This window comes from Lentzea tibetensis, assembly GCF_007845675.1.
GTDB lineage: Bacteria > Actinomycetota > Actinomycetes > Mycobacteriales > Pseudonocardiaceae > Lentzea > Lentzea tibetensis.
Genome location: NZ_VOBR01000021.1, coordinates 13,258 through 33,837, shown reverse-complemented (window position 1 = coordinate 33,837; position 20,580 = coordinate 13,258). Strand labels below are relative to the sequence as shown.

The 20,580-nt window shown below is 70.4% G+C and carries 17 protein-coding genes and 1 pseudogene; 11 read left to right on the top strand and 7 right to left on the bottom strand.

Translation table 11 applies throughout. From position 1 onward, the window contains the following. Positions 1-3 precede the first annotated feature (3 nt). Positions 4-5,709 carry a hypothetical protein gene (locus tag FKR81_RS28620; protein WP_146356409.1) on the bottom strand — a complete coding sequence of 1,902 codons (5,706 nt, stop codon included), beginning with the start codon at positions 5,707-5,709 and terminating at the stop codon, positions 4-6. Positions 5,710-5,904: 195 nt separating this feature from the next. Between FKR81_RS28620 and deoC the strand changes: the two genes are divergently transcribed. From deoC to FKR81_RS28605, 3 genes are read left to right on the top strand one after another with little or no spacing between them, the layout of a single operon-like run. Beyond that, positions 5,905-6,861 (top strand): deoxyribose-phosphate aldolase, encoded by a 957-nt coding sequence (gene deoC / locus FKR81_RS28615; protein ID WP_146356408.1) that lies wholly within the window; start codon positions 5,905-5,907, stop codon positions 6,859-6,861. A gap of 4 nt (positions 6,862-6,865) precedes the next feature. Continuing rightward, positions 6,866-8,293: an aldehyde dehydrogenase family protein gene (locus FKR81_RS28610; protein ID WP_146356406.1), complete on the top strand. Its 1,428-nt coding sequence runs from the start codon at positions 6,866-6,868 to the stop codon at positions 8,291-8,293. Further along, positions 8,286-9,149 carry an aldehyde dehydrogenase family protein gene (locus FKR81_RS28605; protein ID WP_146356404.1) on the top strand — a complete coding sequence of 288 codons (864 nt, stop codon included), beginning with the start codon at positions 8,286-8,288 and terminating at the stop codon, positions 9,147-9,149. The genes FKR81_RS28610 and FKR81_RS28605 overlap by 8 nt, the downstream gene beginning before the upstream one ends. Here FKR81_RS28605 and FKR81_RS28600 read toward each other — a convergent pair. The 4 genes and pseudogenes from FKR81_RS28600 to FKR81_RS28590 all read right to left on the bottom strand — a co-directional run bounded on the left by FKR81_RS28600 (position 9,146) and on the right by FKR81_RS28590 (position 12,779). Then, positions 9,146-9,664, bottom strand: coding sequence for a VanZ family protein (locus FKR81_RS28600; protein ID WP_146356402.1), 519 nt, complete (start codon positions 9,662-9,664; stop codon positions 9,146-9,148). The genes FKR81_RS28605 and FKR81_RS28600 overlap by 4 nt on opposite strands. A gap of 77 nt (positions 9,665-9,741) precedes the next feature. Next, positions 9,742-11,010 (bottom strand): hypothetical protein, encoded by a 1,269-nt coding sequence (locus tag FKR81_RS43790; protein WP_186763220.1) that lies wholly within the window; start codon positions 11,008-11,010, stop codon positions 9,742-9,744. 234 nt (positions 11,011-11,244) lie between these two features. After that, positions 11,245-11,553, bottom strand: a pseudogene (locus FKR81_RS46050) (FtsX-like permease family protein); the annotation flags it as partial. Positions 11,554-12,110: 557 nt separating this feature from the next. Next, the gene (locus tag FKR81_RS28590) at positions 12,111-12,779 is read right to left on the bottom strand and encodes an ABC transporter ATP-binding protein (RefSeq protein WP_146356398.1); all 669 of its coding nucleotides are present in this window, start codon (positions 12,777-12,779) and stop codon (positions 12,111-12,113) included. A 108-nt stretch (positions 12,780-12,887) separates the two neighbouring features. Here FKR81_RS28590 and FKR81_RS28585 point away from each other — a divergent pair, with 108 nt between their 5' ends. Then, complete coding sequence (locus FKR81_RS28585; protein WP_146356396.1) at positions 12,888-14,027, top strand: sensor histidine kinase; 1,140 nt, start codon at positions 12,888-12,890, stop codon at positions 14,025-14,027. Further along, complete coding sequence (locus FKR81_RS28580; RefSeq protein ID WP_146356394.1) at positions 14,024-14,650, top strand: response regulator; 627 nt, start codon at positions 14,024-14,026, stop codon at positions 14,648-14,650. Before FKR81_RS28585 ends, FKR81_RS28580 begins: the two co-directional genes overlap by 4 nt. Before the next feature lie 36 nt (positions 14,651-14,686). Here the strand turns inward: FKR81_RS28580 and FKR81_RS28575 are convergent, their stop codons facing one another. Beyond that, positions 14,687-15,226: an SMI1/KNR4 family protein gene (locus FKR81_RS28575; RefSeq protein ID WP_146356392.1), complete on the bottom strand. Its 540-nt coding sequence runs from the start codon at positions 15,224-15,226 to the stop codon at positions 14,687-14,689. A gap of 79 nt (positions 15,227-15,305) precedes the next feature. On the opposite strand from FKR81_RS28575, the gene FKR81_RS28570 reads away from it, so the two are divergent. The 6 genes from FKR81_RS28570 to FKR81_RS28545 are packed head-to-tail and all read left to right on the top strand — an operon-like array spanning position 15,306 to position 19,369. After that, positions 15,306-15,632, top strand: coding sequence for a hypothetical protein (locus FKR81_RS28570; RefSeq protein ID WP_146356390.1), 327 nt, complete (start codon positions 15,306-15,308; stop codon positions 15,630-15,632). A gap of 20 nt (positions 15,633-15,652) precedes the next feature. Beyond that, positions 15,653-16,834 carry a C40 family peptidase gene (locus tag FKR81_RS28565; protein ID WP_235921827.1) on the top strand — a complete coding sequence of 394 codons (1,182 nt, stop codon included), beginning with the start codon at positions 15,653-15,655 and terminating at the stop codon, positions 16,832-16,834. An 8-nt stretch (positions 16,835-16,842) separates the two neighbouring features. Beyond that, complete coding sequence (locus FKR81_RS28560) at positions 16,843-17,178, top strand: YbaB/EbfC family nucleoid-associated protein (RefSeq protein ID WP_146356388.1); 336 nt, start codon at positions 16,843-16,845, stop codon at positions 17,176-17,178. Then, entirely contained in the window at positions 17,175-17,612 is a 438-nt protein-coding gene (locus tag FKR81_RS28555; RefSeq protein WP_146356386.1) for a YbaB/EbfC family nucleoid-associated protein, read from the top strand. The genes FKR81_RS28560 and FKR81_RS28555 overlap by 4 nt, the downstream gene beginning before the upstream one ends. 57 nt (positions 17,613-17,669) lie before the next feature. Next, positions 17,670-18,875 (top strand): primosomal protein, encoded by a 1,206-nt coding sequence (locus FKR81_RS28550; protein WP_146356384.1) that lies wholly within the window; start codon positions 17,670-17,672, stop codon positions 18,873-18,875. 56 nt (positions 18,876-18,931) lie between these two features. Continuing rightward, positions 18,932-19,369 (top strand): hypothetical protein, encoded by a 438-nt coding sequence (locus FKR81_RS28545; RefSeq protein WP_146356382.1) that lies wholly within the window; start codon positions 18,932-18,934, stop codon positions 19,367-19,369. Positions 19,370-19,414: 45 nt separating this feature from the next. Here the strand turns inward: FKR81_RS28545 and FKR81_RS28540 are convergent, their stop codons facing one another. Continuing rightward, the gene (locus tag FKR81_RS28540; protein WP_146356380.1) at positions 19,415-20,503 is read right to left on the bottom strand and encodes an adenosine deaminase; all 1,089 of its coding nucleotides are present in this window, start codon (positions 20,501-20,503) and stop codon (positions 19,415-19,417) included. Positions 20,504-20,580 lie beyond the last annotated feature (77 nt).

Here is a 20,580-nt window from a genome sequence, read left to right as displayed (position 1 = left end):
ATGTCAGCATCCCCCTTCGCCGCCGTCCATCGTGCCGCCTCCGAACGGCCACACGTGGTACGCCAGCATCTTCATGATCTCGCGCCGCTGCTTCAACCCGGCCTCGTCGTCGCCGGCGCGGGTCGGCTCGATGATCGCGATCATCTGCGGTGAGCCTCCTGGCACGGTGATCCGGTTGATCGTGGGGTCCTGCGCGAGCCCCGGCCTCGCCTTCATCTCCTTGTCGGGCGCGTCGTCGATCTCGATGGTGATGGTGCTCTCGTGCGCCAGGTCGTAGCGGTGCATCCTCAGCTGGTCGAACCGCCCTTGCCTGGTGACCTCCAGGCCGCCCTCCACTGTCAGGATCGATGTGTCGATCTTGATCTGGAAGTCGACGTCGAGCTCGACACCGGCGACCGAGACCTCGAGCCGGTCGTAGGCGCCGTCGAACGCCTGGAACAGGTAGCCGACGATCTTCGGGAACTGCGGATCGTTGGGCTTTCCCGGCGCGGCGATCAGCGACTTCACGTCGAACAGCTCGACGTAGAGGTCCTTGATCTTGCTCTTGCCCAGCTGGAAGTGCCCGTAGAGGTCGGCGTGCGCGTACCAGCAGTCGAGGATCCGCGTCTTCGGGAACTCGGCCCGCGGCACCTCGACCTCCAGGTTTCCGCCCACCCTGAGGCGTCCGGTCGTCGGCACCGACTTGATCTCGAGCAGTTCCCTCACCCGGTCAACGGTGATGGTCGTGTCGTGGCCCAGCCGGTCGAACGAGAGGTCCACGTCGTCGGCCGACGCGACGCCTTCAGCGATCGCCACCTTGGCCTCGACCTTGACGCTGCCGCTGAGCGTGTCCGCGCCAGGTCCTTGCGTGCCACCGGGTTCCCACGCCTGGTACTTGAGCGTCGGCATGTTGAACACCTGCGGCGCGCCCAGGGTGAACCCACCGCCCTGCCAGTTGGTCTTGGCCGGGACGCCGGTGAGGACGAGCTCACCGGAGGCGGGGTTGTTGTTGTACGTGCCGGTCGCCCGCAGCGACAGCGCGTTCACCGGCGCCGCGTTGTCCACGGTCAGGTTCGTCGTCGCGCCGACCTTGCCGGTCACGTGCACCGACGCCGGGATCGGGTCGAGGTCCACCTTGGCGCGCAACGTGCCCAGCTTCTCCACGCCCGACGCCTCGGCGTGGATCTTCAGCTTGGCGTTGCTGCCGATGTTGGACGTGTACTTCACATCGACGTCGTCGCCGGTGTTGATCGGCCCGAGGGTGAACGTCATGGGTGACGGCAGCCCGATCAGGTCGACCAGCGTCTTGAACCCGGTCAGCGTGCCGGGCGAGAACACCTTGTCGCCCGCCAGGTACAGCCTCAGGTCCTTGCCCGCGGGCTGGTAGCCCTCGAAGCCGTACGTCTTGTTGGCGAGGTCCGCGGTGAGCTTCTGCGGCAGGCCGACCAGGTTGAGGAACCCGACCATGCCGTAGCAGCCCTTGTCGTTGCAGAACGCGCTGTCGTCGCGGGGACAGCCGGCGCCCTCCGCGCAGCTTCCCTCCACCAGCGCGATGCCGTTGTCGAACTTCGGCGCGCCGCCGGCCGCGGTGATGCCGCCGACCTTGCCGAACCACAGCTTGGCCTGCAGGTCGAGCGACTTGTCGGAGGTGTACGTGAGCGGCCCGCCCTTGGGTGCGGACACCTCGATCGTGCCGGGCAGGTCGGAGATCCGGCCCAGCACGCCGTAGCGGATGTCGCCGGGCGTGATGGCGTTGCCGTCCACCGCGACCGGCTGCTGCGCCGCGTCGACCAGCACCTTGAAGCCCGTGGGCGTCTCGGCGTACTCGGCGCCGCGCAGGCCGACGACGGCCAGGGACGCGTCGAGGTCGCCGTTGCCGGTGTTGGCGTGCGCGGCCAGGTGCGACGGGTCGACCGGCGAGGTCGCGCCGTCGTGGTTGGTCACCGCGAACGCCGCCGAGCCGAGCGGGCCGGACTCGCCGGAGAAGCGGTAGCGGCCGTTGCCGAAGTCCGCCTGGAACTTCGCCGGGATGCCGGTCAGCGCCAGGTGCGCGGACCAGCGCCTGCCCTGCACCGGGATGTCCCGCATCAGCGCGGTGACGGCCCTGATCGGGGCGGACATGGTGACCTCGCTGTGCTTCGCGGGCACGTCGACGAACACGTCCGCGGTCGCGGGCAGACCCTCGGCCGACGCCTGCAGGTACCCGGACTGGGTACCGGTGACCGTGACGCCGAGGCCGTCGATGGGCGCGGAGTTCCGCACCGCCACCGAGGTGCGGTCGCCGAGCGTGCCGGTCACCCGCATGATCGACGGCAGCTTCGACACGGTCACCTTGCCGCGCAGCACGGGGAACGTCTGGTTGGTCGTCGTCGTGTCGACGTCGACCTGGAGCGCGCCGAGCGGTGCCGACGCGGTGTAGCCGACGTCGACGCCGGTGCTGGCCGAGATCGGGCCGACGGTCAGGTTGAGCGGCGACGGCACGCCGGACAGCGTCGCCTTGGCCCGGAAGTCGGGCAGGTCGGCGAGCAGGCCGTCCAGCCGCAGGTAGGTCTCCAGCGGTGCCTGCGGCGGCTGGTAGCCGGTCAGCACGACCGACCGCGCGCCCAGGTCGGCGACGACGCTCGTCGGCAGCCCGGACAGGTTGATCGTGCCGACGACGCCGAGGCAGCGGGTGAAGCCGGTGCAGAACGGGCCCTCGTCCTTGGTGCACCCGTTGCCCTGGCAGCCGCGTGCGGACGCGGCGACGCCGTTGCCGAAGAGCGGTGCGCCGTTGCCGTTCAGCGCGGCGACCTTGCCGAACTGGACGCCCAGCGCGAGTCCGATGCGCCGGTCGGCGGCGTAGGTGAGCTTGCCGCCGCCGTAGTCGACGCGCAGCGTGCTGGGCAGGTTGTCGACCCGGCCGAGCGCGGCGAGCTTCAGGTCACCGTTGAGGAGCACGTCCACGTCGACGAACACCGGTGCGCCCGCGGTGTCGGTGTCGAGGCGGAACGTCTGGTTCTCCGGTGTGCGCGAGTACTCGACGTGCGAGAGGTTCCGCGTCGCCGCGCTCACGTCCAGGTCGCCGGTGGACTGTCGGTGGTGGACAGCCACGTGCAGGTCCTTCGGGGCGATCGCGTTGCGGTGGTTGCTGATCGCCAGGCGCGCCGAGCCGAGCGGCCCGGAGACGCCGCGGAAGCGGTACGTGCCGTCCGGCCAGTCGGCGTCGAACTTCGCGGGCACGCCGGTGAGGTCCGCGATGGCGGTCCAGTCCCTGCCCTGCATCGGGAACCGCGCGACAGCGCTGATCGAGTCCATCGGGGACTCCAGCTCGCCCTGCAGGTGCTTGGCCGGCAGGTCGACGAGCACGTCCACCAGCTTCGGCACGCCGACGGTGACCGCCGAGAGGTACTGGTCGTCCTCGGGACGCAGGTTCTCGATGTGCTGCAAGCTGCCGAACAGCTCGACCTTCGCGACCCTGCTGGACGCCTCGTAGCGCAGCTTCGGCTTCTCGCCGAGGTCGTAGTTGAGCGTCACCTTCGCCGGCACCTCGTGCACCGCCGCGAAAACGGTCGGGCCGGACTGCGTGTTGGTGTAGCCGACGTGCGCCCGGTGGATGATCTCGCTCGCCTGGTAGACGATCTTGCGGTTGGCCGTGTCCGCGTCGAGCGACAGCGTCTTGGGCAGGTTGGAGATCTCCAGCCGCGCCTTGTGCACGCCCTCGATGTCACCGGCGCCGACGAACGCCTGGCCGCCGGGTTCGAACACGGAGTTCAGCCTGGGGTGCGAGTCGTAGTAGAGGTCGACCGACTTCATGCCGGTCACGCGGGCGCTCGCACCGAGCTGGGCGCCCTTGGTGATCAGCGTGGCGTGGTCGCCCTGCACCGGGGCGAACGCGCCGAGGTTGCGGGACAGCGCGACCTCGGCCGAGCCGAGCGCCTGCTCGCCGGTGAAGTTCACGTGGCTCGCGGGCTGGTCGGCGAGCAGGTTCAGCTTGGTGGGCAGGCCGCGCAACGCGCCGCGCAGCACGATCGACGGGTCGCGGTCGTAGAACGCGGCGTCGAGCGCCTGCAACGAGCTGCTGGCCTGGTAGTCGAGCGTCACCTTGTCCTGGCCGGACTTCAGCACGCCGCTCCACGTCGCCGGGAGTGCCTTGGCGGTGGTGAGCACGGCCTCGTCCAGCGTCTCGCCGTCGTAGGCGAAGTCGGCGAACAGCACGTCGTCGATCGTCGAGTCGGCGCGGTAGTCGACCTTCGCCTCGCCGCCCTCCTTGGGGCGGTTGAGCTCGACCTGCACGGACGTCGGCAGCTGGTCGGCCTTGAGCTGGTCGAACCGGCCCGGCGAGAGGACCTGGGTGTCGAGGTGCGTGCGCTTGTCGGTGCGCGCGTCGACGGTCGCCTTCTGGTCGCGGTCGGGTGCTCCCGGATCGACGAACGCGTGCGCGTTGAAGATCGTCGGCACCGGCGAGAAGCGGGCACTGGCGACGGTGGCGTCGTAGGCCTCACCCCGGTCGTCCTCGCGGACCGAAGCGAGACCCGCGGTCACCGCCATCGACTCGCCCGCGCCGGTCTGGAGCAGCGTGGCCTTGATGTCGTAGATGCCGCGCAGCAGCTGGGTCGGGCTGAACGTGTAGACGCCGACCGCGCCGGTCGGCAGGCTGCTGCCGCGCCGGAAGCCGTCGAAGCCGAGCGAGAGGCGCTTGTGGGTCGGCACGTCGTAGACCGCCCACACGTGCGCGGGCAGGTCCGCGCCGCTCGTCTCGCTGGTCGGCAGGCGCAGCGTGACGAGTCCGAGTCCCAGGTGGACGACGTCGAGCAGCGCGGTGATCTTCTGCTGCAGCGTGGCGCCGAGCGAGGCGAGCAGGCCGCGCTGCGACACCAGCTCCGCGAGCAGCGCGGGCAGGTCGAGCACGTTCTCCGGGTCGGCGATCAGCTCGAGCAGCCGGTTGATCCGGGCCGTGGTGTCGGCGATCTGCCGTTCGAGGTCGAGCACCTGGCGGGCGGCACCGACGACGTCGCCGACACCGGCGGCGGGCACCAGGTCGGCCAGCACGTCCGGGGTCCGGTCACCGGTGACGTCCACGATCGCGGGAACGGCGAGCGGGAGCGTGATCGAGCAGCTCACCTGCTTGGTGCGGGACTCGGAGCAGACGCGGTAGGTGATGCGCGGCAAGCCGTCCGGCAGCTGCTGGAGCAGCGCCAGCGGGTCGACCGGCAGCGGCGGCGGGATGTTGCCGGAGGTGAGCGCGTCGATCAGCTCCTGCAGCGTCGCGGGCCTGCTCGGGTCGACGACCTGCGCGGACGGGACCTGCGGCTGCAGCTTGTTCGGGTCGAGATCGGGCTTGCCGTCCGGGGTGAGCCTGCCCGCGCGGCCGAGCGTGGCGAGCGCGTCGGCGGCCGTCGCGTCGACCAGCTCCTGGCCGGGGCGCTGCGGCATCGTCAGCGGGTACGGGCTGTACGGCGGCTGCGGCTTGACCGGCTGGCGGTCGACGGGGACGGTTCCCGGCGCCGGGTCGAGGTGCGTCAGCGCGTCGATCGGCTGCAACGCCTTGGACCGCGCGGTCTTCACGTCGACCTGGCCGTCGGCGGGCACCGTGACGGGCTCGACCTCGGGCACGTCCATCGCGACCGCGGCCGGTGCGACCGGAGCGGGCGCGACGGGTGGCGGTTGCGGTGGAGCCGCGTTGGCCTCGACGGCCACGCCCAGCTGTGCGGCGACGAGAAGACAGACCAAAAGCGCGCGCTTCACCAACATCACAGGCCCCCCAGCGATGTGCGGCGCCCCCAACCCCAGAGCCGCATCGCCTACCACCGAACCAGGTGGAATGGCGCAGGGTCAATCGACTATTCGGTCGTACGCACAGGCGATGACCTGCGAGGATCCCTCACATACGCCGGTGGGCGCTCGCTCACTTAGGACGGGCGTCCCATTCCGCCTAGACTCCTGGTCATGGCTGCTCCAACGACATTGCCGTCGGCCTTGGCTGACGCCGTGCGCGACGAGTCGTCGCTGCGGCGCTTCCTCCACGGGCTTCCCGGTGTCGACCAGGTTGGTGTCGAGCAACGCGCCGCGGGCCTCGGCACGCGGAGCATCAAGAAGGCCTCGAAGCTGTGGGCCATCGACACCGCGATCAGCATGGTCGACCTCACCACGCTGGAGGGGGCGGACACCCCCGGCAAGGTGCGCACGCTCGCCGCGAAGGCGCGCCGTCCCGACCCGGAGCGGCCGGACGCCCCGCGCGTCGCCGCCGTCTGCGTCTACCCGGACATGGTGAAGACGGCCGCGGACGAGCTGAAGGGCACGGGGGTCAACGTCGCCAGCGTCGCGACGGCGTTCCCGAGCGGCCGGTCGACGATGGACATCAAGCTGGCCGACACGAAGTTCGCCGTCGAGCAGGGCGCGGCCGAGGTCGACATGGTGATCGACCGGGGCGCGTTCCTCTCCGGCCGGTACGGCCTGGTGTTCGACGAGATCGTCCGCGTGAAGGAAGCCTGCGGCGACGCGCACCTCAAGGTGATCCTCGAGACCGGCGAGCTGGTGACGTACGACAACGTGCGCCGCGCGTCGTGGCTCGCGCTGCTCGCCGGTGGCGACTTCATCAAGACCTCGACCGGCAAGGTGTCGCCCGCCGCGACCCTCCCGGTGACGCACGTGATGCTGCAGGCCGTGCGCGACTGGCACACGCTGACCGGTGAGCGCCGCGGCGTGAAGCCCGCCGGCGGCATCCGCACGACCAAGGACGCGATCAAGTACCTGGTGGCCGTGCACGAGGTGGCGGGAGCGGAGTGGCTGAACAACCACCTGTTCCGGTTCGGCGCGTCGACCCTGTTGAACGACCTGCTGATGCAGCGGCGGACCCAGACCGACGGCCACTACAGCGGCCCGGACTACGTGACGGTGGACTGAGATCATGTGGGAATACGCCCCGGCCCCTGAGTCGCGGGACATCGCGAACCTCAAGCCGAACTACCGGATGTTCTCCGACGGCCAGTTCGTCGAGGGCACCGGTGAGCCGTTGAAGACGGTCAACCCGGCCACCGAGGAGGTGCTCGCCGAAGTCAGCACCGCCTCGACCGCCGACGTGGACAAGGCCGTGAAGGCCGCCCGGCGCGCGTACGACCGGGTGTGGTCGAAGATGCCCGGCACCGAGCGGGCCAAGTACATCTACCGGATCGCCCGGCTGATCCAGGAGCGGTCGCGCGAGCTGGCCGTGCTGGAGTCGCTGGACAACGGCAAGCCGATCAAGGAGTCGCGCGACGTCGACGTGCCGACGGCCGCGGCGCACTTCTTCTACCACGCGGGGTGGGCGGACAAGCTGTCCTACGCGGGCTACGGCCCGGACCCCAGGCCGCTGGGCGTCGCCGGTCAGGTGATCCCGTGGAACTTCCCGCTGCTGATGGCGGCGTGGAAGATCGCGCCCGCGCTGGCGTGCGGCAACACCGTGGTGCTGAAGCCCGCGGAGACGACGCCGCTGACGGCACTGGTGCTCGCGGAGATCATCCAGCAGGCCGACCTGCCCCCAGGTGTCGTGAACATCATCCCCGGCGCGGGTGACGTCGGCGCCTCGCTCGTCGAGCACCCGGACGTCAACAAGGTCGCGTTCACCGGCTCCACCGACGTCGGCAAGATCATCCAGCGCGAGCTGGCCGGGACGCGCAAGAAGCTGACCCTGGAGCTGGGCGGCAAGGCCGCGAACGTGGTGTTCGACGATGCGCCGCTCGACCAGGCCGTCGAGGGCATCGTCAACGGCATCTTCTTCAACCAGGGCCACGTCTGCTGCGCCGGGTCCCGCCTGCTGGTGCAGGAGTCGGTGGCGGACGAGCTGCTGGAGAAGCTGCGCGTGCGCGTGTCGACGCTGCGCGTGGGTGACCCGCTCGACAAGAACACCGACGTCGGCGCGATCAACTCGCGCGAACAGCTCACCAAGATCCAGGAGCTGGTCGAGTCCGGTGAGGGCGAGGGCGCCTCGCGCTGGACGTCGTCGTGTCCGTTGCCGGACAAGGGTTTCTTCTTCGCACCGACCGTGTTCTCCAACGTGTCGCAGGCGATGCGCATCGCCCGCGAGGAGATCTTCGGCCCGGTGCTGTCGGTGCTGACGTTCCGCACGCCGGACGAGGCCGTCGCCAAGGCGAACAACACGCCGTACGGTCTGTCCGCCGGTGTGTGGACGGAGAAGGGCTCGCGGATTCTCTGGATGGCACAACGGATGCGCGCCGGCGTGGTGTGGTCCAACACGTTCAACCGCTTCGACCCGACCGCCCCGTTCGGCGGCTACCAGGAGTCGGGCTTCGGTCGCGAGGGCGGCCGCACCGGGCTGGAGGCGTACCTCGATGTCTGACCGGATCTCGGTCGCGAAGACCTACAAGCTCTACATCGGCGGCGCGTTCCCGCGCTCCGAGTCGGGTCGCAGCTACCCGGTGACCGACTCGAAGGGCGCGTTCCTGGCGAACGCGGCCCAGGGCTCCCGCAAGGACGCCCGCGACGCGGTCGTGGCCGCGCGCAAGGCGTTCCCCGGCTGGTCCGGCGCCACCGCGTACAACCGCGGCCAGGTGCTGTACCGGGTCGCGGAGGTGCTCGAAGGCCGCCGCGAGCAGTTCATCACCGAGGTGTCCGCCGCCGAGGGCGTGCCGCTGAAGAAGGCTCAGTCCACTGTGGACCAGGCCATCGACAGGTGGGTCTGGTACGCGGGCTGGACGGACAAGATCGCCGCGGTGCTGGGTTCGGCGAACCCCGTTGCGGGCCCGTACTTCTCGTTCTCGACGCCGGAGCCGACGGGTGTGGTGGCCGTGCTGGCGCCGCAGCAGTCGTCGCTGCTGGGCCTGGTGTCCGTGGTGGCTCCGGTGGTCGCGTCCGGCAACACCGCGGTCGTGGTCACCTCGCAGGACCGCCCGCTGCCCGCGATCACCCTGTCCGAGGTGCTGGCGACCTCCGACCTGCCGGGCGGCGTGGTGAACCTGCTGACCGGCCGCACCGCCGAGATCGCACCGTGGCTGGCCTCGCACGCCGACGTGAACGCGCTCGACCTGACCGGCGCACCGGACTCGATCCGCGCCGACCTGGAGCGCTCGGCCGCGGGCACCGTCAAGCGCGTGCTCCGTTCGCGCGCGGCCGAGGACTTCACCCGCGAGCCGGACATGTCCCGCATCCGCGCCTACCTGGAGACGAAGACCGTCTGGCACCCGATGGGTGTCTAACGCTGTGCCATGTGGGGAGCTTTGCCAGCGCTGACCGCTGGCAAAGCTCCCCTTTTCGCCTGGGTGAGCAGCGCGGTCGCCCAGTTGACGGCCAGCCAGCCGACGAGCGTGCCGGTGGTGTTGGTCATCAGGTCGTCGACGTCGAAGATCCGGTGGCCGAGCACCAGCTGCGTGGTCTCGATGGCGAGCGACAGCGTGAAGCCGATGGCGACCGCGTTCCTCTGACGCCACAGGAACGCGCCGAGCGGCACGAACAGGGCCACGTTGAGCAGCATCTGCTCGAAGGCGATGGGCCCGTCCCGGAAAGTGTCCGCCACCCACTGGAACGGCACCGGCTGCACGGCCTGGTCCGGATGTCCGCCGAGCGGCAGGAGAACGGCGGCGAACAGCATGCTGAAGTATCCGGTGAGCAACGCACTTCGCCACGTCAGCTGCCGGAAGAACAGTTGCGGCAGAATGAAAACCACACTGAGGAACAGTCCCCATTGGACGCTGACGAGTTGTGCGTTGGTCATGAACCCAACCTAGGAATCCGGCCCTCAGCGCACATCGCGCTGAGGGCCGGATGGGGGTCGGCCACACGGCCGAGGTTCTATTCGGACGCGTAGTCCCCAGGTCGGATGCCGCGTAGTACCGGCCCGCACGCCGAGGCCGCGACCAGCGCGACCACGAGCCCGACCGCGACGGGCACGAGGAACCACGGCGTCAGCACGAAGCCACCGCGCTCGGTGATCTCACGGGTGATCTCCACCAACCCGAGTCCGACGACCAGCCCCGCGGCACACGCCCCGGCCGTCGCGGCGAGCACCGGCAGCACCACCTCGCGCCGCAGCGCGCGGCCCAGCGTCTTCACCGGCGTACCCGCCGCGATCAACGCCGCGAACGTCTGCCGCCGGTCGATCACCGACCCGGCCGCCGCCACCGCCGCGGCCGCACCGCCGACGAGCGCGGCGATGCCGAGCCCGATGACCGTCGCGCGGTTCAGGTCCTCCATGAGCGTGTCGGCCCAGAAGTCCCGCTCCTTGCCCTGGAGGTGTGCGCCCGGCAATGCGCGCACCACGGCCGTGTGCACCTGTTCGCGGTTGGCCTCGTTCGTGAGCGCCGCGGCGGCGGTCGGTCGTTGCGGCGGCAGCAGTTCGGGGTCGATGACGATGTAGTTCCGGCCGCGCGCCGGATACGTGCGGGCCGGCGCGTCGGGCCTTGGGGCGGACCGGTCGCCGGTGTGCGGTTGGAAGTCGCCGGTCACCTGGGACATGCCCGTTGGGTGGTAGATCGCGGGTCCTGGCTGGCAGGTGAGGCCGTTGAGCAGCGGCGCGAGGTCCGCGCACCGGGCGACCAGTGCCGCGTAGCCGCCGAGCTCCCCTTCGGTGATGGGAACGGCCTGGCCCGTCTCGGTCTGTGTTTGCAGCGTCTCGGCCTGTCTTGGGTCGCCGATGCCGGTGGCGACGATCGCCTCGGCGCGCCACGTGTCGTCGCTGTACGGGACCTGGTCGGCGAGGCCGGGCAGCATCGTGAGCGCCATCGAGCCGGTGAAGACGGCGACCACGAGCCCCGCGCTGCCGCGGAACGCCGCCACCGGGTCACCCGCGAGCCTGCGGCCGGCGAGGAGCGTCGCCGGCCCGCGCCACCGGCGGACGAAGACCACACCGACGAGCTTCGTCACCACCGGGCCCGCGAACACCAGCGCCAGTGACACCGCGCCGACGCCCAGCACCAGCACGGTGAACCGGTCGCCGCTGCCGTGGTCACGCGCGGTCGAGAGGCCGAAGAAGAAGAGGGCGCAGGCACCGACGACGAGCCAGAGCCGCGCCTTGGACACGCTGCCGCGGGCGTCCCCGCCCAGGGGGTCCCCTGCTTTCATTCTCCCACGCAGCACCGACAATCCCGGCCCGCGACCAGCGCCGCGCGCACGAACCCGCGCTCCCGCAGGCGTCCCCTCCTGGGGGTCCCCTGATTCAAGTTTCCCAGACAGCACCGACAATTCCGGGCTGCCGAAACCGCCGCGCGCTCGCGCAGAAGTCCCCGCCTGGGGGTCCCCTGACTTAATTCTCCCAGGCACCACCGACAATTCCGGGCCCCGAAGCAGCCCGGCCAGCGCAGCTCCCACAGTCAGCAGAGGCGCCAGCACCGCCACAACGACCACAACGGACGCGGGCGGCGTGAAGTCACCGGGAAACCAAGTCCCACCACCCCAAGGAATCCGGGCGGTCAAGGAACTCAACGGCCGAGCAACCACAACCCCCACAACACTGCCGACGACAGCCCCGACAGCGGTCTCCGCAGCGGTGACGACAACGGTCTGCCAAGGAGTGGCCCCGGCCAACCGCAGAGCAGCCAACCGCCGAGCCCGCCGAGCAGCGGTCAACCGAGCAGCGGACCCCACCAACACGAGACAGGGCACCACGAGCACGACGAGCCCAACCCGCGTGAGCAACAACAACAGCTCGTCGACCGATCCCCCGACCCCGGTCAACGACACCAGCGGATACCCCCGCAGCGAACCAGGCGCGTGCCCCACGATCGCCACGAGCTCATCGGGGTACTGCAACGCGGCAGGCCCGAGCTCCCCGATCACCTTGCCGGGAAACCGATCCCCCAGCACGTCCCGAGGCTCCGACGCCACCAACGAGGCCAACGCGGGCGACAACAACACCTCGCCGGCAGCAGGAACCCGAGGAATACCAGGCGCAACCGGCACGTCCACGGCACCGGCCACGTCGAACCGCGAGATCACCAGCCCGCGGTAGGAGTCCCGGTTGACCGCGAGCGTCAACCGAGCGGCAGACGAGGAGACAGCTGCATCAGGACTGCGCCACGCGGCACGATCAGCCCTGGCCTGCAAGGCGTGCGGCGACGACACGAGCCACAGCACCAGCGAAACCCCAACGGCCACACCCAGAGCGACCAGAAGAGCAGCGACCCGGCTGCGCCCGTCCCCGCGCAGCACGGCGAAAGCGAGCCTCACGCGAACACCCCGATGCGCCCGTCCCGCATCTCGACGACCCGGTCGGCCCGAGCGGCGATCGCCTGGTCGTGCGTCACCACGACGACAGCGGCCCGCGAAGCGGCAGCGGACTCCAGCAGGGCCGTCATCATGTCCTGACCAGTGCGGCTGTCCAGAGCACCCGTCGGCTCGTCGGCGAAGATCACCCGCGGCTGGTGTGCGAGAGCACGGGCGATGGCGACGCGCTGCGCCTGCCCGCCGGACAAGGACCCCGGACGCCGCGCACCCAGACCGGAGAGCCCCAGCCGGTCCAGCCACGAGGACGCCGCGGAGAGTGCCGACGAACGGTCAGCACCGGCCAGCAGCGAAGGCAGGGCGGCGTTCTCGAGAGCGGAGAGCTCGGCGACGAGCATGCCCGACTGGAAGACGAAGCCGAACGAGGTGCGGCGGAGCTTGCTGCGCCGGGTCTCGGAGAGCACGCCGATCGGTGCGCCGTCGAGGAACACGTCGCCCAGGTCGGCGGTCCGGATGCCGGACAGGACGTGCAGCAGGGTGGTCTTGCCCGAGCCGGACGGACCGACGACGGCGATCACGTCACCCGCGTGGACGTCGACGTCCACGCCGTCCAGTGCGCGCACCGATCCGTAGGTCTTGACCAGGCCGCGAGCGGCCAGCAACGAAGTCATGCCGTCCAACGTGCCCCGGCGAGGGGGACAAAACTTCAGCCGGAACGACACTCCGGGTCGGCCGGATGACCGAGGCAGGCAGGCAGGACAGCCCCTACCTTGTCCATCGTGGACAGGTGGCTGGACAGGTTCAAGGGGCAGCAGTGGCCCCTCGCGGTGGTGCTCGGGATCGCGCTGGTCGGCCAGCTGCTGCTGTACAACGCGAGCAGCGCCCGAGAGGGGTTCGTGTGGCTGTTGATGGTCCCCACGTGCGGCGCCGCGGTGCTGGCGCTGAAGCACCGCACCACGGCACTGGTGCTGGCCGTCGGGTCGATCTTCGTGACGTCGGTCGCCGCCGGTGCGCTGAACATCTTCACGATGAGCCTGCTCAGTCCGATCACCATCGCCGAGACGATGGCGTGCATGGTGATCGTCGCGGTCACCGTGCGGCACGGGTCGGTCAAAGAGTCCGCGGTCGTGGTCGTCGCGCTCATCGCGGTGAGCACGCACGCCGCGTTCGTCCGCGAGGGCAACTTCATGCGGAGCAACTCGGACATCGCCGGGGCGGTGCTCCTCGGCGTGCTCTCGATCGGCGCCGGCCTCTACTTCAGGGCGCGCGACGCCGAGCGCGAGCGGCTGATCACGACCGCGGTGTCCGGTGCGCAGCGCGAAGAGCGCATCTCGCTCGCCCGTGAGCTGCACGACGTCGTCGCGCACCACGTCACGGGCATGCTCGTGCAGGCGCAGGCCGCGCTGGAGGTGTCCGACGAGGACCCGCGGGCCGCGCACCGGCTGCTGCCCGGCATCGTGCGCAGCGGAACGGACGCGCTGGGCGCGATGCGCAGGCTCGTCGGCACGCTGCGCCAGGGCGAGACGGACGTCGCGACCACCGACCTCGGCGCGGACGTGCTGGCGCTCGTCGAGCGGACGCGCGAGCTGGGCCTCGACGTGCGCGCCCGGATCGACCTGCCCGCCGACCTGGCGCCCGAGCTGGGTCGCTCGGTGCTGCGGCTGGTCCAGGAGTCGCTCACCAACGTGCACAAGCACGCGGTGTCCCCGACCATGATCGAGGTGGAACTGTCCCGCACGCCGAAGGCGCTGCGCGTCGTCGTCGCCGACGACGGCCGGGGCGGTCCCGTGCAGGCAGGCGGCTACGGGCTCGTCGGCATGCGGGAACGCGTCGACCTGCTCGGCGGGCTCTTCTCCGCCGGGCCTCGTGAGAAGGGCTGGCAGGTGCTCGCCGAACTACCGCTGGAAGGGGACAAGTGATCTCGGTCCTGATCGCCGACGACCAGGAGATGGTGCGCGTCGGCTTCCGGATGATCCTGGAGAAGCAACAGGACATCACGGTCGTCGCCGACGTCGCGGACGGCGTCCAGGCCGTCACGAAGGCGCGCGAGCTCCAGCCGGACGTGTGCCTGCTCGACATCCGCATGCCCGGTTTGGACGGTCTCGAGGTCACCAAACGCCTGTCGGGCAGCACGAAGGTGGTCGTCGTGACCACGTTCGACCTCGACGAGTACGTGCACACGGCGCTGGAGAACGGCGCGAGCGGCTTCCTCACCAAGGACGCCGGACCGGCCCTGCTCGTCGAGGCCGTGCGCGCCGCGGCGCAGGGCAACGCGCTGATCTCGCCGCAGGTGACCGTCCGGATGCTGGAGCACTTCTCCCGTCCCGCGGAGAAGCCGGACACCGGGCAGCTCACCGCACGCGAGCAGGACGTCGTGCGCGAGGTGGCGCGCGGGCTCACCAACCAGGAGATCGCGGCCGCGCTCTACCTGTCCCTGTCGACGGTGAAGACGCACCTCGCGTCCGTGCAGGGCAAGCTCGGCGTGCGCAACCGGGTGGAGATCGCGTCCTGGGCGTGGCGCGCGGGGCTGGTCAACAGCTGATCGGCTGATCATGTCGGCCGCGCTCGCGGCCGGCACCTAGTCGGTGAACCAGCTGAGCTCGCCCGCCGAGTTGACCACGGGCTGGCAGTGACCGAGCCTCGACACGGTCTCCAGTGCCGTCGCGACCTGGTCGAACATCTCCACCAGGCCCGGCCACTCCGGCTTGACCATCTCGCGGCGCTCGCGATCCCACTCGACGACGCAGCCGCGCAGCACGCCCGGCCGCAGGTCGAGTGCCAGCACGTCACCGGTGCCGTCGGTCGCGATCGGCAGCCAGTCCGGGTGGAACCCCGACACCGGCGCGCCCGCCTCGCCGGGCAGGGTCGTGAAGAACGCGCTGTTGCGCTCGCGCAGCGACAGCGCGCGCTCGGGGCCGATGGGTGTGTAGAAGGGCGGCAGGATCTCCGCGAACGTGTGCTCCCCGGTGCCGCCGAAGACGCTCCACCACTGGCCCAGCTCGGCGGGAACCTCCAGGTCCGGCCGTGCGTCAGATCCCGGACGGAGCGCGGCCCGCGTGGTCGGCGCGTGCTCCGCCAGCCATGCCAGGATCCGGTTCCAGTGCTCGATCACACCCACGGTTCCATGATCTTGTGGGAAAGACGGGCGAGGTACCGCTCATCGGGGCAGGATCTCTGGTGAACACGAGGGGGAAGCGATGACCGCCAAGGGTGTCAAGGTCGACCTCGACGCGTTGACCGCCTACGCGTCCGCGGCGAGCGGGTTGTCGAGCGAGGTCGGCTCCGTCGGCACGGCGACGCTCAACGGCGTCACGTCGCTGCCGGGCGACGCGTTCGGCAAGATCGGCAACGAGGTCGGGCTCAACGCCGCGTTCCAGCAGGCCGCGCAGCGGCAGCTGGACGGCCTCCGCGAGGCGTCGAACGGGCTCGCCGGGCTCGGCACCGCCGTCGCGAAGGCCCGCGAGGCCTACATCGCGGGCGAGGAAGCCACCAAGGCGTCGCTCGAGCGCACGTACCAGGTCTGACAGCAGGGGGAAGCACTTCCGTGAGCGGAGATGTCGCGGGCTTCATCGGTGGCCTGATCGCCCCGATGAAGGAGAACCTGGCCAAGCTCGACGGTGACACCGGCAGCGCCACACGCGCCGCCGACTCGTTCGGCAAGGCCAACACGGCGCTGACCGACCTCGAAGGCAGGCACACCGGCGCCGCCAACGCCGCCATGGCGAACTGGTACGGCGACCGGGCGACCTCGTTCCAGGGCCGGGTGGCCGCCTTCTCCGGCGCGGTGAAGACGTTGGCCACCAACAGTTCCACGGCGCAGACCGCCGCCTCGACCGGGGTGTCTGCGGTGACCGGCGGACGCACCGCCATCCAGGGCCTGATCGACGAGTTCGTCGGCTACGCGACGCCCCGGCTCGCCGCCGCGATGGCACTGGGCGCGATCGGTGGCATCGGCGTCGTGCTCGCCGTGCTGGCCGAGCTGTCCGGCAAGGCCGACGAGTACACGTCCCGCACGGACACCGAGATCCAGAAGGTGCGCGACCAGCTGTCCCAGCTCGTCGGCCAGCTGAACGGGCTGCAGAAGCCCGAGGTCAAGGGCCTCGACGAACCGCTGGGCGGTGGCGACGACACGACGTCGATCTCCGGAGCCGACGGCAAGGACCCGAAGAGCCCGCCGGACACCGGCGGCAACGGCTCCTCCGGCGGATCGTCCGGAGGCGGCAGCGGTGGTGGCGGCGGAGGCGGTTCCGGCGGCGGTGGTGGAGGCGGCGGAGGCGGTGGCGGTGCGTCCGGACCGCGGCTCCCGCAGGCGATCCCGCTGCAGCCCGGCACCGGCGTCGGCGTGAACCTGCCGGACGGGTCGAGCGCCGAGGCGCCGAACGAGACCGCCGCGCAGGCCGTGCGCCAGGCGCTGTCCGCGCTCGGCACGCCGTACGTGTGGGGCGGCGCGAACCCGCCGCAGGGCACGGACTGCAGCGGCCTGACGCAGTGGGCCTACAAGGGTGCCGGCTTCGACATCCCGCGCCCGGCTTCGTCGCAGGCGATGGGCGCGTCCGTGCCGCAGAACCAGCTGCTGCCCGGCGACCTCGTGGTGTGGGACGGCCACGTCGCGATGGTCATCGGCAACGGGCAGATGGTCGAGGCTGGCGACCCGGTTCAGGTCAACCCCATCCGCACCTCGAACTGCGGCATGGGTTTCATGGGCTTCTACCGGCCGACGGGGTGAGCTAGCGGATGAGCAACGAAGTCGAACGCGCCGCCGAGCAGGTGGCCTTCGTCGAGAACCAGGTGTCCGACCTGGTGGCGCGCACCGGTCCCGTGCTGGGCCGGGCGTCCTCTTCGGACGGTGCGGTGACGGTCGTGGTGCCAGCGGGCGGTGCGCCGCAGTCGATCCAGGTGTCACCGGCCGCGCTGCGGATGGGCCCGTCCGCGCTGGGCGACGAGATCGTGCGCGTCGCCGCGGCGGCGTCGCGTGACGCGGCCGCGCAGCTGCACCGCACGCTCGGGCAGGTCGTACCGCCGAACCAGCTGTCCGCGCTCGGGTTCGAGCCGGGAGGTCAGTCGTGGTGAGCGAGGAACGTCTCCAGGAGACCGCGAAGCTCCAGCAGGTGCTCGCGTCGACGGTCGGCGTCGCCGAGCACCCGTCGGGGCTGGCGACCGTGCACGCGACCGCACGCGGCGAGCTGCGGGCGGTGTACCTGCACCCGGCGCTGCTGAACCAGGGACACGTCGCGGTCGGCCAGGTCGTCGCGGAGACCGCGCGGCTCGCGACGTCCGCGGCCGTGCAGACGAGCTTCAACGAGATCGCGAAGTCGCTGGGTGACGGCGTGGCGATGGTCGTCGAGGGCATCGCGGGCGACGCGCCGTTCCGGGCCGGTCCGCCGGTGGTCGCACCGGTCGCGGCACCCGCACCGCCGCCACCGACCCCTGCCCGTCGCCCCCGGCAGGCGGTGGACGACGATGACGAGGACGCGTTCTTCCAAGACCCCTTCGGCCGTCGGTGATCGCTGGCACCGTTAGGCTGCGGAACGCACATCTACAGGCGTGACCGGGAGGTCAGGATGGCGCAGGACATCGTCCCGATCGAGCTGGGACTGACGCAGGGTGACGTGGTCACCCTGTGGGCACCCCGCTGGCGGGAGGAAGGCGAGGAGTGGGAGGCGTTCCTCGGTGACGAGGAGGCGTTGTTCGTCTTCCCCGACGCCGCGAACCTCGCCGCTTTCGTGCGCACCGCCGAGGAGCACGACCTCACCGACCACCCGGCGTGGCACGTGGTGCCCGGCCTGGGCGTCGGCGACCTCTCGCCGGACGACAACCACCAGTTCGACCTGGTCGGCGTCCCCGAGCTGGTCGCGGAGGAGCCCGACACCTGGGTGATCGGCGAGCTGGCCGACGTGATCGCCATCGTGCGGTCGCTGGCGGACGTGTGCGAGCTCGAGAAGGTCCACGAGGTGCTCGACTCGGCGGAGGGCTTCGCGCTGCTGCCGCAGGGCACGCTGCCGTTCACCGGCCGCGAGGGCGTGGCGCTGTGGAACGAGCTGTCCGCCGTCGTCTCCGAGAAGTGGGACGAGGTGCTGGACGCGATCGACGAGGTGGTCAACACCCCCGAGGTCGACGAGAAGGCGCTCGCCGTCGCGCAGGAGGAGCTGGCCGAGCTCGAGGCCGCGGTCGCCGACGACACGGCGTCCGACGACGACTCCGAGGACGCGGCCGCGCCGACCGGTTTCTGGGCCGAGGCGGGCATCGACCCCATCAAGATCATCACGAGCACCGGCGAGCTCTACACGCTGCGCTGCTACCTCGACGACAAGCCGCTGTTCCTCGGGCACCGCGGCAAGATCGACGTGTTCACCTCGCCGCGCGCGCTGGCGCGCTACCTGGTGGAGACCGACGACCACGACCTCGCCGAGGTCACGACGTGGAACGACGTCAAGGTCAAGGCCACCGCCGGTGAGCTGGACGTCGAGGTCGACGACGACAACGTCTACGTGCTGCTCGGCCTCGCCGAGGACATCGAGGAGGGCCCGGACGCGATCGACCCGACCCAGCTCGACCTCGTCGTCGAGCTGCTCGAGGACGCCGCCGAGTGGGCCGAGGACGAGTCGGTCAAGGACGCGCTGGTGTCGTCGGAGTCGCTCGGCTGGCTGGTGTCGTTCGTGCTGCGGCCGGACCCCACGCGTCTCGCACCGTCGGCCCCGTTCGACGCCGAGGTGACCGCGTTCCGCACGCTGACGGCCACCTTCGAGGACCGCCTGACCACGCACTGATTATCAGAATTAACAGGAGCCCGCGGCGAATCGCCGCGGGCTCCTATTCTTTTTCAATGAACATGAGCCGATCAGTTCGAAGAACGCTCGTATTCTTTTCGGCCATTTGTGTAGCCGGCTCGCTTTCGGTGGCGCTCGCCGCGCCCGCCTCCGCGAGCACGGTGGGGTCCGCGACCTTCACCCAAGGCGCCGTCGGCGAGGTCGTCTGGACGAACGTGCCCCTGCTGGGCATGCGACTGTCCGGCACCTTCACGGACGGGTTCGCCAGCTCCGACCCCGACGACTACCAGATCGTCATCTTCGTGAACGGCGTTCCGTGCACGACCGAGATGGACGGCGTGACGATCTCGCCGCCCGCGGTGGAGGCGTTCACCATCCCGACCGGCTGCTCACTGGATTCAGGCAACGGTTTCGCGGCGAACGCGGAATTCACGTCCATGGCGATCTATTCGAACGGCCAGTTCTACTCGGGCGCGCCGATCACCGAGTTCTGATCGCGGGCGGGCCACCCGCTCGCCGGATGGCCCGCTCCGCCCGCCTCACGAGGTGAAGGAGGCGTAGCCCGGCTTGATCAGCTCGTTGATGATCGACAGCCGCTCGTCGAACCCGATGAACGCGGACTTCATCGCGTTGACCGTGAACCACTGCAGGTCCGTCCACCCGTAGCCGAACGTCTCGACGAGCCGCTCGAACTCCGAGGACAGCGTGCAGTAGGACATCAGCCGGTTGTCGGTGTTGACCGTGACCCGGAAGCGCAGCTTGGCCAGCAGCCCGATCGGGTGCTCGGCGATGGACGTGGCCGCACCGGTCTGCAGGTTGGACGTCGGGCACATCTCCAGCGGGATCCGCCGGTCGCGCACGTAGGACGCCAACCGCCCCAGCTGGACGGTCCCGTCGCCGGACACCTTGATGTCGTCGACGATCCGCACGCCGTGCCCGAGCCGCTCGGCGCCGCAGTGCTGGATCGCCTCCCAGATGGACGGCAGGCCGAACGCCTCGCCCGCGTGGATGGTGAAGTGCGCGTTCTGCTGGCGCAGGTACTCGAACGTGTCCAGGCCGCGGGTGGGCGGGAACCCGGCCTCGGGGCCCGCGATGTCGAACCCGACGACGCCCAGGTCGCGGTAGCGGACGGCCAGCTCGGCGATGCGCAGCCAGCCCTCGTTCTGGCGCATCGCGCAGAGCAGCGTGCCGATGCGGATCCGGCGACCGGTCTGGGCCACGCGGTCGACGCCGACGCGGAAGCCCTCCTGCACGGCCTCGACGATCTGCTCGAGCGTGAGCCCGCGCTCGGTGAACAGCTCAGGCGCGTAGCGCACCTCGGCGTAGACGACACCGTCGAGAGCCAGGTCTTCGACGGCCTCCGCGGCGACGCGGACGAGCGCGGCCTCGTCCTGCATCACGCCGCACGTGTGGGCGAAGCCCTCGAGGTAGCGGACCAGCGAGCCGGAGTTGGCGTTGTCGCGGAACCAGATGCCGAGCTCACCCGCGTCGGTGGTGGACAGGCCGCGGTAGCCGGACGCTTCGGCGAGGTCGATCACCGTCTGCGGGCGGAGTCCACCGTCGAGGTGGTCGTGCAGCAGGACCTTCGGAGCGCTGCGGATGGTCTCCGAGGTAAGGGGCGTGGACATGGAGACACGTTATACCTGGCGACACACCGGGTCCTGTCGGAGTGAATTGATCTTGGTTGCGCTAAGATCAATTGCAT